This is a genomic window from Candidatus Sulfotelmatobacter sp., from assembly GCA_035504415.1.
In the GTDB taxonomy this organism is placed as follows: Bacteria; Vulcanimicrobiota; Vulcanimicrobiia; order Vulcanimicrobiales; family Vulcanimicrobiaceae; genus Vulcanimicrobium.
Genome location: DATJRY010000021.1, coordinates 439,123 through 452,579, shown reverse-complemented (window position 1 = coordinate 452,579; position 13,457 = coordinate 439,123). Strand labels below are relative to the sequence as shown.

The following is a 13,457-nucleotide window of genomic DNA, read 5'->3' as shown; positions in this document are numbered from 1 at the left end:
CGAAGAACTCGGCCACGATCGCGCCGATCAGCGCCAGGGTCGTGTTCAATTTGAGCGCGGTGAAGATGTACGGCAAGGCCGCCGGAAAGCGGAGCTTCTCCAACGTTTGCAGCGGGCTCGCGCTATAGGACCGCAGGAGATCCCGTTCCATCGGGCCGGCCGCCTCGAGCCCGGCGACCGTGTTGACCAGCATCGGGAAGAACGTCATGACCGCCGCAACCGCGGCCTTGGACTGCCAGTCGAAGCCGAACCACATCACCATGATCGGCGCGATGCCGACGATCGGGAGCGCGCCGGCCAGCGACGCGACGGGCAAGACCCCGCGGCGCAGGAACGGCGAGGCGTCGACGATCAGGGCGACGGCGAAGCCGGCGGCGGAGCCGATCGCGAAGCCGGGCAGCATCGAACGCACGACCGTCTGCACGAAGTCGGCGCCGAGCATCGGCAGATTCTGCACGAACGCGGCACCGATCGCGGTCGGTGCCGGGAGCAAGATGCGCGGCACGTGGAAAACCACGCAGGCGGCCTGCCAGATCGCCAGGACGGCGAGGCCGAACGCCAGCGGCGTCGCGACGCGCGCGAACCGGCTCTCGGCGCCCACGCTAGAGCCGCCCGCCGCGCGCACGGACCAGGATTGCGCGCGCGGCATCGGTCATCGCGACGGCCACGACCGCGAGCAGCGACGCCATCACCAGCGTCGCCCACAGCTGCAGCGTCTGGCCGTAGTACGACGCGCCGAGCAAACGCGCGCCCAGGCCCGCCTGTGCCCCGGTCGGCAGCTCGGCCACGATGGCGCCGACGACCGCCAGCGTCGCCGCCACCTTCATGCCGGGAAACAAGAACCCCATCGATGCCGGCCAGCGCAGCCGCCGGAACACGTCCCAGCCGCCGGCGGAGTAGGTGCGAAGCAAGTCGAGCTGGATGCGGTCCGGCGAACGCAGGCCGGCCACCATCGAGGTCACGATCGGGAAGAAGCTCAGCCACGCGGCGATCAGCGCCTTGGGAATCAGTCCGGTCAGGCCCATGTTCCCGAGCACGACGACGACCATCGGTGCGACCGCGAGCGCCGGGACGGTTTGGCTGGCGATGATCCACGGCATGATCGAGCGATCCAGCACGCGCAGGTTGACGATGCCGATGGCAAGCGCGATGCCCACCGCGAACGCCAGCAGGAAGCCGACCACCGCGGTCGATGCCGTCACGCCGGCGTGGTAGATCAGGCTGCGCGGCGAGGTGATCGGCTGCGCGATGCCCGCCACGAGCGTCGCCGCGACTTGCTGCGGGGCCGGAACCAGCGGACGGTCCAGTGTCAGCGCTGCGCCGACCAGGCCGAGCGGCGCGGTGTGCGGGGGCGCGAGCGCCCGCGCGGTCGGCAGCCCGACGATGAGCGCGGCCGCGTACCACACGGCCAGCAGCGCCAGCACGACGACCAGTACCGGCAGCGTTCGGCGCACCGCGCTACCCGTGCGGCGAGCCGGCGTGGAGCGCATGACGCACCCGGCTGCCGATCGCGGTGAACGCGGCCGTGTCGCGGATGTCCAGCGGGCGCACGTCGCCCAGATCGCTGTCGATCACCTCGACGATGCGGCCGGGGCGCGGCGACATGACGACGATGCGCGTCGAGAGATAGACGGCCTCGGGGATGGAGTGCGTCACGAAGACGGTCGTCATCCCGGTGCTGCGCCACAGCTCGTGCAGGTACAGGTTCAGGCCGTCCCGCGTGATCTCGTCGAGCGCGCCGAACGGTTCGTCCATCAGCAGCAGCGAGGGGGCGAAGCTCAGGGCGCGCGCGATCGACACGCGCTGCTGCATGCCGCCCGAGAGCTGCCAGGGGAAGCGCCGCGCGGCGTCGCTCAAGCCCACCAGCTGCAGGTTGCGCCGCGCGCGTTCGCGCCGCTCCGCGCGCGGAACGCCCATGATCTCGAGCGGCAGCATGACGTTGTGCTCGACGTTGCGCCACGGATAGAGCGCCGGCGCTTGAAAGACGTACCCGTAGGTGCGCTCCCGCCGCGCGACCTCCGGCGTCAGGCCGTTCACCAGCAGCGTCCCGCTGGTCGGGCGCTCCAAATCGGCGATCGCCCGCAGCAGCGTCGTCTTCCCGCAGCCCGACGGACCGATGAGCGAGACGAACTCGCCGCGCGCGATCGTCAGGTCGACGTCGGCGAGCGCGGCCACGGCGTCCGTGCCGGAACCGAAGGTGAGCGAGAGTCCGCTCGCGACGACGGCGGGCGGACTCGGCGTGTGCGGGTCGGTCAGGCTTCCACCAACCCGTCGTACGTCTCCGGACGGCGGTCGCGATAGAACTGCCAGGTGTTGCGGACCTCGTCGATCATGCGGCGATCCATGTCGCCGATGACGACCTCGTCCTTGTCGCGGCTCCCGACCGCGACGAACTGGCCGCGCGGATCGACCAGGTACGACTGGCCGTAGAACTCGCCCATGTTCCAGGGCGTCTCCCAGCCGACGCGGTTGATGGCGCCGACGTAGTAGCCGTTGGCGACCGCGTGCGCGGGTTGCTCGAGCTTCCAGAGATACTCGGAGAGCCCGGCCACCGTCGCCGACGGGTTGAAAACGATCTCGGCGCCGTTGAGCCCGAGCAGGCGCGCGCCTTCGGGGAAGTGACGGTCGTAGCAGATGTAGACGCCGATCCGCGCGTACTTCGTCTGGAAGGTCGGGTAGCCGCTGTTGCCGGGGCGGAAGTAGTACTTCTCCCAGAAGCCGCACGGCGAGGGGCCCGCGGCGACCTGCGGGATGTGATGCTTGCGGTAGATGCCGAGCACCGTCCCGTCGGCGTCGATGACGACCGCGGTGTTGTAGTAGACGCCGCTGATCGTGCGCTCGTAGAGCGGCACGACCAGCGCGATGTTCAGCTCGCGCGCGAGGTCCTGCATCAGCCGCGTCGTCGGCCCGTCGGGGACGTGCTCGGTCGCGTCGTACCACTTGGGGTTCTGCTCGGTGCAGAAGTACGGCCCGTAGAACAGCTCTTGCAGGCAGACGATCTGCGCGCCGCGCCCGGCGGCCTCGCGGATCATGCGGACGTGCTTGTCGATCGAAGCCCGTTTGTGGACCTCGACCGGCTGATCGCCGTCGGTGTCGTGGTGCGCCTGGATCAACCCGATTCGAACGATGTCGCTCACGGTGTGCTTCTCTCTCGTCTCACAGCTGGACGGGGCGGAAGGGCGCCGACTTCTGGTGCGCGCCGTAGCCGGCTTCGCCCAGGAACTTGCCGTCGTCGACGATCTTGCGGCCGCGCAAGAACACCTGGCGCGGGCCGCCCGTGACGTGCATCCCCTCGAAGATGTTGTTGTCGACGCGCATGTGATGCGTCTTGGCCGAGATCGTCCGCTCGGCGTTGGGATCCCAGATCACCAGGTCCGCGTCGCTGCCGACCGCCACCGTCCCCTTGCGCGGGAACAGGCCGAACAGCTTGGCCGGATTCGTCGAGGCGAGCGCGACGAACTGGTTGAGCCCGATGACGCCCTTGTTGACGCCGTGCTCGAACAGGATCGAGACGCGGTCTTCGATCGTCGGCGCGCCGTTGGGAATCTTGGAGAAGTCGTTCTTCCCCAACTCCTTCTGGCCACAGTTGTTGAACGAGCAGTGGTCGGAGCCGAACGCGTGCAGCTCGCCGTTCTTGAGCTTCTTGATCAGCACTTGCTGATCGTGCTTCTCGCGCAGCGGCGGCGACATGACGTAGTTGGCACCGGCGAAGTCGGGCCGGTCGTAGTCGCTCACGTCGCAGACGAGATACTGCGGGCAGGTTTCGCCGTAGATCGGCAAGCCGCGCTTGCGGCCGTCGCTGATCGCGTCGGCGGCCATCGCGCTCGACACGTGCACGACGTACAGCGGCGCGCCGGCCACCTCGGCCAAGCGGATCGCGCGCGAGGTGGCCTCGCCTTCGAGCTCGACGGGACGGGTCAGCGCGTGGTACTTGGGCGCGGTCTCGCCTTTCGCCAGCGCTTCCTTGACGGTGACCTCGATGACGTCGCCGTTCTCGGCGTGCACCTGCACCAGCCCGCCGAACTTGGCGGCCGCGCGCAGCACCTTGTAGATCGTCTCGTCGTCGACCTGGAGGACGTGCTTGTAGGCCATGAAGACCTTGAACGAGTTGACGCCCTCGCGCTCGATCATCTTGGGGATCTCGTCGATCGTCTCGGGGCGGCCGTCGGCGATCGTGAGGTGGAAGGCGTAGTCGATGGCCGCCTTGCCGTCGGCCTTGCCGTGCCAGGTCTTGACGGCGTTGGCCAGCGAGTCGCCTTTGGTGTGCAGCGCGAAGTCGACGATCGTCGTCGTCCCGCCCATCGCCGCGCCGACGGTTCCCGTCGCGAAATCGTCGGCGGTGGTGGTCCCGCCGAACGGCATGTCCAGGTGGGTGTGGGGATCGATGAAGCCCGGGAAGACGTAACATCCCGTGGCGTCGACCGTCTCGTGGCCGCTCGCCGTGAGCTGGCGCGCGATGGCCGTGATGACCCCGTTCTCGATGAGGACGTCGGCGGGAAACTTGTCGGTCGCGGTGACGACCGTTCCGCCTCTTACGATGGTACCGATAGCCGTTCTCTCCAGGTGTGGGTGGTGGTACCCGCGTCGACGCGCACCATCTCGATGCAGTCGACGACGGGGCAAACCATGCTGCACAGGTTGCAGCCGACGCAGTGCTCTTCGTCGACGACCGGCGCCAGGCGCGGGTCCTCGGGGCGATCGATGCATTGGTGCGCCGCGTCCTCGCAGGCGATGTAGCACTTGTTGCAGCGGATGCAGGTCTCGGGATCGATCCGCGCCACGACCTGGTAGTCGAGGTTGAGGTCGTTCCAGGCGACGATCCGCGGCGCGGTCTTGCCGATCAGCTCCTGCACGGAGCCCAGCCCCTTGGCGTCCAGGTAGTTGGACAGCCCGTCGATCATGTCGGCGACGATGCCGAAGCCGTGGTGCATGGCGGCGGTGCAGACCTGGACGTTGCTCGCGCCCAGCAGCAAGAACTCGACCGCGTCGCGCCAGGTCGAGACGCCGCCGATCCCCGAGATCGGGATGCGGACCTGCGGATCGTCCGCGCACGAAGCGACCATGTTGAGCGCGATCGGTTTGACCGCCGGCCCGCAGTAGCCGCCGTGCGAGGACAGCCCGTCGACGTGCGGGATCGGCAGCCAGTTGTCGAGGTCGACCCCGATGATGCTGTTGATCGTGTTGATCATGCTGACCGCGTCGGCGCCGCCGCGCACCGCGGCGCGCGCGGCGTAGCGCACGTCGGTGATGTTCGGCGTCAGCTTGACGATGACCGGGACGTGCGCGGCCTCTTTGGCCCAGCGGGTCACCATCTCGATCAGCTCGGGATCTTGCCCCACCGCCGCGCCCTGGCCGCGCTCCGACATCCCGTGCGGGCAGCCGAAGTTGAGCTCGAACCCGTCGACCGGCACCTCTTCGCAGCGCCGGATCAGCTCGTGCCAGCTCTCGCGCGTGCAGTCGGTCATCAGCGAGACGACGATCGCGCGATCGGGGTAGGCCGCCTTGCACTCGGCGATCTCGCGCAGGTTGACGTCGAGCGGACGGTCCGTGATGAGCTCGATGTTGTTCATCGCCGCCATCTTGTACGTGCCGATGTCGTAGCCGCCGAAGCGCGAGGTGACGTTGACGATCGGCTCGAGCGCGAGCGTCTTCCAGACGGCGCCGCCCCAGCCGGCCGCGAACGCGCGCAGCACTTGATAGCCGGAGTTCGTCGGCGGCGCCGACGCGAGCCAGAACGGGTTGGGGCTGCGAATGCCGGCCAGATTCGAGGAGAGGTCTGCCATCAGGAAAGGCCCTCGCGCAAGGTCAGGTCCACGGTGCGCGCGGCGTCTTTGCCGCGCTGGGCGGCCTCGACGACCATCGCGTCGGTTCCGCCCGGGCGGAACATCACGTCGCCCGCCGCCCACACCTTCGGGTTGCTGGTACGCAAGCCGGCGTCGACGGCGGCCACGCCGTGCTCGTGCACGACGCCCAGCGCGTCGAGCAGCGCGGTCAGCCGCGTCTGCCCGATCGCCAGCACGACCGTGTCGACCGGCACGACGCGCTCGGTGCCGGGCAGCGGCCGCGCCGAGTCGTCGGGCGCGGTGTCGATCAGCTCCAGCCCGCTCACGCGGCCGTTCTCGGTCACGATGCGCGTGGGCAGCGTGCGGGTGCGGAACTCGACGCCTTCGAGCTTGGCGAACTCGATCTCGAAGTCGTACGCCGTCATGCGGGCGGGGCCGCGCCGGTAGTACATCGTCACCGACGAAGCGCCCAGGCGCGTCGAGCACGTCGCCGCGTCGATCGCGGTGTTGCCGCCGCCGATGATCGCGATCCGGTCGCCGAACGGCGAGACGGTCTCGCCGAGCTTCGCCAAACGGATGAACTCGAGCGCGTCCCACACGCCCTCGCTGTCCTCGCCTTCGATCCCCAAGCTCGGCACGAGCCCCATCCCGCAGGCCAGCACGACCGCATCGAAGTCGCGCAGCAGCGCGTCGGCGGCGATCCCTTCGCCGACCGCGACGCCGGTGCGAATCTCGACCCCCAGCGCGCGCACCTGCTCGGCCTCCCACAGCGGGATCTCGGCCGGCAGCCGGAACGGCACGATGCCGTAGGTGTCCAGCCCGCCCGGCGCCTCGTCGCGTTCGAAGATGGTCACCGCGTGGCCGAAGCGAGCCAGGTCGCGTGCCGCCGACAAGCCGGCCGGTCCGGCGCCGACGATCGCGACCCGCTTGCCGGTCGCGGCGCCGGGTTGGAACAGCGCGACGTTTTCGCCGATGGCCCAGTCGGTCGCGTAGCGCTGCAAGTCGCCGATGCGAATCGGCGTCTCGTCGGCGTTGTAGACGCAGGCTCCCTCGCAGAGCTGACTGGTCGGGCAAACGCGCGCGCAGCTGGCGCCGACCGGGTTCGCTTCCATGATCGTGCGCGCGCTGCCCAGCAGATCGCCGGTCGCGATCCGGCCGATGAAGCGCGGAATGTCGATCCCGGTGGGGCAGGCGCGGATGCAGGGCGCGTCATGGCAGCGCAAACACCGGTTCGCCTCGATCGATACTTCGAGGGCGGAAAGGTGTTTGGCGATTGGCGGCCCGAGCCGCACCGAGGGGAAAGCCACGTGACCTCCGTCCGCGACGTTTCGCGGTCGACGTTCATTCACGGTCCTAGGTAGGCGCTCCCCGTTGCGACCCCGTACGGCCACACCATGCGAGCCGTCCGAATCCACGAGATCTCCCGCGAGGCGGGTCCCGAGCAGTTCCGCGTCGACCAGGTCGCCGATCCGAAGCCCGGCCCGGGCCAGGCGCTGGTGGAGATCCGCCGCGCGGCCTTCAACCGGCGCGACGTCTTCATCAGCCAAGGCCTCTATCCAAATATCCAACTGCCGTGCATCGTCGGCTCCGACGGCGTGGGCACCGTCGTCTCGTACGGCAGCGACGCGAGCGGTCCGCCGCCCGGCACGCGCGTCGTCATCGATCCGACCCTCAATTGGGGCCCCAGCGAGCGCGTCTGGCGCCGCGACGGGCACGTGCTCGGGATGCCCGAGCCCGGCACGATGGCCGAGTACATCGCCGTGCCCGCGGCCAACGTGCATCCCGCGCCACCGTCGTTGACGGACGACGAAGCCGCCGCGGTACCGCTGGGCGGCGTGACCGCCTATCGCGCGCTCGTCTCGCGCGGCGGCTGCACCAAGGACGACGTCGTGCTGATCCCGGGCATCGGGAGCGGCGTGCAGAGCTTCGTGCTGCTGTTCGCCAAGCGGATCGGCGCGAAGACGATCGTGACCTCGTCGAGCGACGCGAAGCTCGACCGCGCCGCGCGGCTGGGCGCCGACGTCTGCATCAACTACAAGACCTCGGAGCGCTGGGACAAGGACGTGGCCGCCATCGACGGCGGTCCCTCGCTGATCGTCGACTCCGTCGGCGGCGACACGTTCGCGAAGGCGCTCAACGTCGCGCGCTACGGCGCGCGGGCCGTCGTGTACGGCGGGACGACCGGCGATGCGAAAGTGCGCCCGTTCTCGATCTTCTGGAAGCAGCTCGACATCATGGGCTCGTCGATGGGCTCGCCGGCCGACTTCGCGGCGATGCTGGCGTGCTTCGACGGTTCGCTCAAGCCCGTCGTCGACTCGACCTTCGCGCTGGACGACGTGGTCGCCGCAGCGCGGAAGGTCGATTCGGGCGATCAGTTCGGCAAGGTGGTGCTGGCGATCAGCTAGCCCGCCGAATCGTCGCCGCCGTCTTCGTCGTCGAGGTCCGGCGCGAAGGCGGCATGCGCTCCGCCCGGTCCCGCGCCCGGGCCCATCGGGCGGCGCATGCCGGGGAAGTGCGGCCGCTGGCGCAGCTCGGGGTGATCGAGCATGGCGAGGTCGCGGACGGCGGAGCCGAGCGCGTCGGCGATCCGCTTCTGGCGGCGGGCCGTGGGCAGATCCCCGCCGTACGCGGCCTTGACCGCGGCTTGGTCGGCGGCAAACGCCGCGTCGGCCAGCGCATGGGCTTCCGGCGTGTTCTCGATCTTCAGCAGACGGCCGACTTCGGCGATGCCGACGGCGCCGCGACCGCGACCACGCATGCCGCGCCGCATCGCGCAGGGCCCGCAGCCGCCGCCCGGACCCATCGCGGCCACGCCGGTCATGGTTTTGGGCGCGCTCATGTCGGCCGCGGGCGCCGGCGGGGCGGGCAGGTCGTGCGGGGTGGGGAGGGGGCGTTCGGCCAGCGCGACGCGCGCGAGGTCGCCGGCCAGGCGGGCCTCGGCGCCGGCGCCGGGCTGGTCACCGTGGCCGTAGCGAGCCAGCGCGCCGCGATAGTGCTCGCGGGCGGCGTCGAGGTAGTGTCCCGATGCGCCGAAGGCCTCGGCGAGGCCGATCGCGCGGTATGCCATCGTCAGCGGCAGGCGCGCGTCGGGGACACGAACCGCCGCCCGGGTCGTCGGCGGGGGCAGGGTTTGGGCGGAAGCGGCGGCCGAGCTCGCGAGAAGCCCGAGCGTCAGCGCGACCGCAAGGCGGGAAGTACGCATCACGCCTCCATTCCAAAGGCGATGGCTGTACGACACCTGGGAAGCTCGCCGGTCAGCTCGCCAAAGCGTAGGTCTCGAGTTTCTGCGGGGTGCCGTAGCCCAACTCGGCGCGGATCACGTCGGCGCCCAGGTTCGTGTCCAGCTTGGAGAGATCGGGATCGAGCAGCGCATGCTCCTCGGGCGTCGGCGGCCGCGTCACCGGCTGCGCGACGACCGCGCCTTCGCGCTCGAGCGCGATCAGGTACGCCAACACTTGGCGGCCGGCGGCCGGCCACAACCGGCGATCGACGTCGGCGTAGATGCGCGCGACCAGCGCCGGGATCGTCGCGGGCCCCTCGCGCAACGCGCCGCGGATCTGCTCTTCGCGCAGCGCCCGGTGCGCGATGTACTCCTCGAGCTTGGCGCGCACGTCGCGCACCTCGGGTCCGTGGCCGCCGTACAGCGCGGCGGCGTCGCCGTAGCGGTCGCGCAGCATGCGCAGCGTCTGCTGGTAGGCGCGCATGTCGCCGCCGGGCGGCGCGACCACGACCGTCCCGGTGCCGATCACGACGTCGCCGGTGAACAGCGCGCGCTCGTCCTCGAGGTAGAAGACGAGGTGGTCGCGCGCGTGTCCGGGCGCGTCGACGGCCTGCAAGCGCGCGTCCGCGACGGTCAGCGTCTCGCCGTCGGCGATCGCGCGGTCGTGCGGGAAGCGCGCGGCGGCATGCGCCCAAACCGGTGCGCCGGTCGCGGCCGCCAGCGGCGCGGCACCGGGGAAGTGGTCGGGGTGGCCGTGGGTGACCAGGATGGCGGCGTAGGCGGCGTCGCGCTCGCGCGCGAGCGCGAGAAACGCGTCACGCTGCGCGTCGTCGACCGGCCCGGGATCGATCGCGATCAGCGTGCGCGGTCCGACCTGCACGGCGTAGCCGTTGGTGCCGTCGAGCGTCATCGGCGAGGGATTATTGCAGCGCAGGCGCGTCACGCGCGGGCTCAGCTTCACCATGCGTTCTCCAGCTCGCGCGGGATCGTGAACTCGCGGTCGGCGCCGACGGCCGGCATGATCGCGGTGACCGTCTTCACCTCGGCGAAGGCCAGCAGCTCGTCGACCGATCGATACGGCGCGATGCGCTCGAGGTGCTTGATGGTCGGAAAGATCAAGTCGATCTCGCCGCGCGCGTGTGCGTCGAGCGCGTCCTGCGGGCGGTACCAGGCGCCGTCGTAGACTTCGGCCGCGTCCGCTTCGGCGGTTTGCCCCTCCGGCATTCGCGCGACGAAGAAGCGCGCGTCGAACCGGCGCGGAGCCAACTCGTCCTTCGGCGTGATCCAGCGCGAGAAGTAGCGCAGCAGCGCGGCGTCGAGCTTCACGCCCAGCCGGGTCAGGACCGCGGCGAAGTCGAGCTCGCCGGCCAGCAGCGCGCGGCGCGCGGCGACCAGCGGTTCCGCCGCGACGGGCCGGTCGGCGAACAACAGCCCGACTTCCTCGAACGTCTCGCGCGCGGCGGTCACGACGTAGGCGGGATCGACCTGGCCGGCGGAGCCGTCGAGGCCGCTCGCCGCCAAGGCGCGGTCGCCCGGATCGACGGCGCCGCCCGGAAAGACGTAGCGGTCGGGCAAGAACGTCGCTTTGCCGTGCCGCCGGACCATGAACACCGACGGTCCGTCGAGCCCCTCGCGGGCCACGATCACCGTCGCCGCGTCGCGAATCTCGTCGTTCGTGCTGGCCACCCGTGTCCCGTTCGCCCTCGCCGTCCCGTGACACTCGCGGCAGGCCGTCGGCGCGGCGATCCCGGAGTAGCGGCGATGCGCTGCGCGATCGGAGCCGACGACGCGGGCCCGTTGACGGACGCTCTCCTCGCCGACCTGGAACGGCGTGGTGCGGACGTCGTTCGCTTTGGTGCCTTGCTCGACGGCTCGACGCGGTGGGCGCACATCGGCCGCGCGGTGGCCGCGACCGTCGCGGCCGGCGACGCCGAGGTGGGGATCGTCTGCTGCTGGACGGGGACCGGCATCTCGATCGCCGCCAACAAAGTGCCCGGGGCGCGCGCCGCGCTGTGCGGCGACGCGGTCACGGCCGAGGGAGCGCGCCGCTGGAACGACGCCAACGTGCTGGCGTTGAGCTTGCGCGCGACCAGCCCCGCGGTCGGCATCGAGATCCTCGATGCGTTCTTGCGCACCCCCGCCAGCGAAGCGCCGTCCGATCGCCGTGAGATCGCCGCGCTCGAATAGAAAGGGCCACGCCGCTCGGCGTGACCCTTTCCTGTTTCGAGTGTCGCAGGGAAACTATGCTCGCTGCGACCGCGTCTTCTTCGGTGGATCTCCGGTCATCGAGATGATGCCGCCCTCCTGCCTTTCGGACGAATGTCTGCGCAAAGAGTTTCGGTGTCGCGTTGTCTCGGCACCGCGCCGGCGCGCAATCAGCCGGACGGTGCCTCGTTCCCGGGTGGATCTTGCGACGTCAAGCCGCCCTCCCGTGTCCGTGATGCGAACAGTGCCTCGAGGTTCGAGCATCGTACACCTCGCCATCGCTGCGGTCAACCCCCGAAATGTCCAGCTGCGAGGCGCTTGCAACTGCGGTGGACGGCGGTGGAGAGCGCAAAGGCGAACGGCCGGTTCCCGCAAAGAGAGCACGCGGTGACCTCCCGTTCAGCCCGAGTGTTGCGTCGCTTGGAAGCGGTGGTGATTCTGGTCGCATCGTTCGCGCTCGCCGCCCTCGTCGTTTCGCACCGCCCGCTCGTCGAGCACATCCTGTACACGTTCGGACCGTGGGCGATGCCGATCGCGATCCTGGTGTTCGCGATCGTCGCGTCGGCGCCGTTCTCGGTGACCGATGCGCTGGCGATCATGAACGGCGTGCTGTTCGGGCCGGTCTGGGGTTCGGTCGTCAATGCGATCGGGCTCGTGCTGGCGGCGATGATCGGCTACTGGGTCGCCCTGCGCACGTCGGCGGCCTTCGACGTGCGGCGCCGCGTCGAGACGCTGCCGCCGTGGGCGCGCCACTTCCAGATCGGCTCGCCGATGTTCTTGATCTGTGTGCGCATCATCCCCGGTCTGGGCGGCACGCTGGCGACGCAAACCGCCGCCGCGCTGCGCGTGCCGATCTTCCGGCAGGTCTACACCATGTGTGCGATCGCCGTTCCCGTTTGTACGGTCCTCGCAGTCGGCGGGAATTGGCTCTCGGACACGATCCAGCAGCACGTCGTCACACCCGTGCGCAATCAGATCGAGAGGCATCACATCCACTTCCCGCACCGCCACCGGCCGCCGGTGACGATCCTTCCGAGCCCGGTGCCGTGAACGTCGAGGTGGTCGACACGCCCGACGCGTTGGCGCGGACCTGCGCGCGCGTCGTGCAGGCGCCGCGCGTGGGTCTGGACACCGAGTTCCACACCGAGAAGACGTACACGCCGCACCTGATGGTCGTGCAGCTGCTCTTCGACGACGGCGTCGCGATCGTCGATCCGCTGGCGCTGCGCGACCTGCGGCCGCTGATCGAGGCGCTCAGCCGAGCGCGCGTGGTGGGCCACGCGCTCTCGTCGGACCTGCGCATCCTGGCCGACGCGTACGAGGTGCTGCCGCGCGCCGCGTACGATACGCAGGTCGCCGCCGCGTTCGCCGGCTACGGCCTATCGATCTCGCTGCTCGACCTGGTGCGCGAGCTGTGCGGGGTCACGCTGCGCAAGTCGCAGACCGTCAGCGACTGGAGCACGCGTCCGTTCACGCCCAAGCAGGTCGAGTACCTGGTGGACGACGTGCGTTATCTGTTCGATCTCGAGGACGGCCTGCGCGAGCGCTTGCGCCAGCGCGGCCGCGAAGCGTGGGCCGACGAGGAGATGCCGGCGCTGGTTCGCCTGGCGACCTATCGCGCCGATCCGCGGCGGCTGTATCTGCGCGTCTCCGGCAACGCGCGCCTGAACCGGCGCGAGCTGGGCATCCTCAACGAGCTGGCGCTGCTGCGCGATCGCTACGCGCGCGAGCGCAACATCCCGCTCAAGTACGTGCTGCCCGACGACGTGATGATCGGGCTGGTCCAGCTGCGCCCGCGTGGCGTCGACGAGCTCGCGCAGCTGCGGCGGGTCGACGCCGGGATGCGGCGCAACCTGGGCGAGCGGATCGTCGAGGCCGTCGCGAAGGGCGAAGCGATTCCCGAAGATCAGCTGCCGCCGCGCGCGCCCAAACCGCTCGGTCCGCAGCGTGAGGCGCTGGTCGCGACGATGGCGGTGCTGGTCAGCGCGCTGGCCGCCGAGGCCGAGCTGCCGACGACGCTGCTGTTGCCGCGCGCGGCGCTCGAGCGCATCGCGCGCGAGGCGCCGCAGACGCCCGCCGCGCTCGGCGACGCGGTCGACCTCACGCCCTGGCGGCGCGAGCTGGTCGTCGCGCCGCTGTGGTCGCTGCTCGCCGGCGAGGCGGTGCTCCGCGTGCGCGGCTATCGCGAGAGCGATCCGCGCACGGCCTTCGAAGCGATCGAGTCCGCGACGACCTGAGGTTCCCAGAGG

At 70.3% G+C, this 13,457-nt stretch carries 14 protein-coding genes; 4 read left to right on the top strand and 10 right to left on the bottom strand.

What is annotated here, in order from left to right; translation table 11 throughout:
* The 7 genes from VMD91_19965 to VMD91_19935 form a co-directional block, all read right to left on the bottom strand.
* Positions 1–601: ABC transporter permease (locus VMD91_19965; protein HTW86358.1), on the bottom strand; the 601-nt coding region annotated here is incomplete at its 3' end.
* A gap of 1 nt (position 602) precedes the next feature.
* Positions 603–1,454 (bottom strand): ABC transporter permease, encoded by an 852-nt coding sequence (locus tag VMD91_19960; GenBank protein ID HTW86357.1) that lies wholly within the window; start codon positions 1,452–1,454, stop codon positions 603–605.
* Positions 1,455–1,458: 4 nt separating this feature from the next.
* Positions 1,459–2,175: an ABC transporter ATP-binding protein gene (locus VMD91_19955; GenBank protein HTW86356.1), complete on the bottom strand. Its 717-nt coding sequence runs from the start codon at positions 2,173–2,175 to the stop codon at positions 1,459–1,461.
* Positions 2,176–2,252: 77 nt separating this feature from the next.
* Entirely contained in the window at positions 2,253–3,137 is an 885-nt protein-coding gene (locus VMD91_19950) for a nitrilase-related carbon-nitrogen hydrolase (GenBank protein HTW86355.1), read from the bottom strand.
* Between the two features lie 19 nt (positions 3,138–3,156).
* Complete coding sequence (gene hydA, locus VMD91_19945) at positions 3,157–4,623, bottom strand: dihydropyrimidinase (protein HTW86354.1); 1,467 nt, start codon at positions 4,621–4,623, stop codon at positions 3,157–3,159.
* Positions 4,533–5,783: an NAD-dependent dihydropyrimidine dehydrogenase subunit PreA gene (preA, locus tag VMD91_19940; protein ID HTW86353.1), complete on the bottom strand. Its 1,251-nt coding sequence runs from the start codon at positions 5,781–5,783 to the stop codon at positions 4,533–4,535. The genes hydA and preA overlap by 91 nt, the downstream gene beginning before the upstream one ends.
* Entirely contained in the window at positions 5,783–7,090 is a 1,308-nt protein-coding gene (locus tag VMD91_19935; protein HTW86352.1) for an NAD(P)-dependent oxidoreductase, read from the bottom strand. The genes preA and VMD91_19935 overlap by 1 nt, the downstream gene beginning before the upstream one ends.
* 87 nt (positions 7,091–7,177) lie before the next feature.
* Between VMD91_19935 and VMD91_19930 the strand changes: the two genes are divergently transcribed.
* Entirely contained in the window at positions 7,178–8,188 is a 1,011-nt protein-coding gene (locus VMD91_19930) for a zinc-binding dehydrogenase (GenBank protein ID HTW86351.1), read from the top strand.
* Here the strand turns inward: VMD91_19930 and VMD91_19925 are convergent.
* From VMD91_19925 to VMD91_19915, 3 genes are read right to left on the bottom strand one after another with little or no spacing between them, the layout of a single operon-like run.
* Positions 8,185–9,021 (bottom strand): hypothetical protein, encoded by an 837-nt coding sequence (locus VMD91_19925; protein HTW86350.1) that lies wholly within the window; start codon positions 9,019–9,021, stop codon positions 8,185–8,187. The genes VMD91_19930 and VMD91_19925 overlap by 4 nt on opposite strands.
* Positions 9,022–9,037: 16 nt before the next feature.
* Positions 9,038–9,967: an MBL fold metallo-hydrolase gene (locus tag VMD91_19920; GenBank protein ID HTW86349.1), complete on the bottom strand. Its 930-nt coding sequence runs from the start codon at positions 9,965–9,967 to the stop codon at positions 9,038–9,040.
* Entirely contained in the window at positions 9,961–10,689 is a 729-nt protein-coding gene (locus VMD91_19915) for a hypothetical protein (protein ID HTW86348.1), read from the bottom strand. The genes VMD91_19920 and VMD91_19915 overlap by 7 nt, the downstream gene beginning before the upstream one ends.
* A gap of 75 nt (positions 10,690–10,764) precedes the next feature.
* On the opposite strand from VMD91_19915, the gene VMD91_19910 reads away from it, so the two are divergent.
* The 3 genes from VMD91_19910 (at position 10,765) to VMD91_19900 (ending at position 13,445) form a co-directional block, all read left to right on the top strand.
* Positions 10,765–11,190, top strand: a complete 426-nt coding sequence (locus tag VMD91_19910) for an RpiB/LacA/LacB family sugar-phosphate isomerase (protein HTW86347.1) — start codon at positions 10,765–10,767, stop codon at positions 11,188–11,190.
* Positions 11,191–11,640: 450 nt separating this feature from the next.
* Positions 11,641–12,258, top strand: a complete 618-nt coding sequence (locus tag VMD91_19905; GenBank protein ID HTW86346.1) for a VTT domain-containing protein — start codon at positions 11,641–11,643, stop codon at positions 12,256–12,258.
* Positions 12,255–13,445, top strand: a complete 1,191-nt coding sequence (locus VMD91_19900; GenBank protein HTW86345.1) for an HRDC domain-containing protein — start codon at positions 12,255–12,257, stop codon at positions 13,443–13,445. The genes VMD91_19905 and VMD91_19900 overlap by 4 nt, the downstream gene beginning before the upstream one ends.
* The last annotated feature ends 12 nt before the right edge of the window (positions 13,446–13,457 follow it).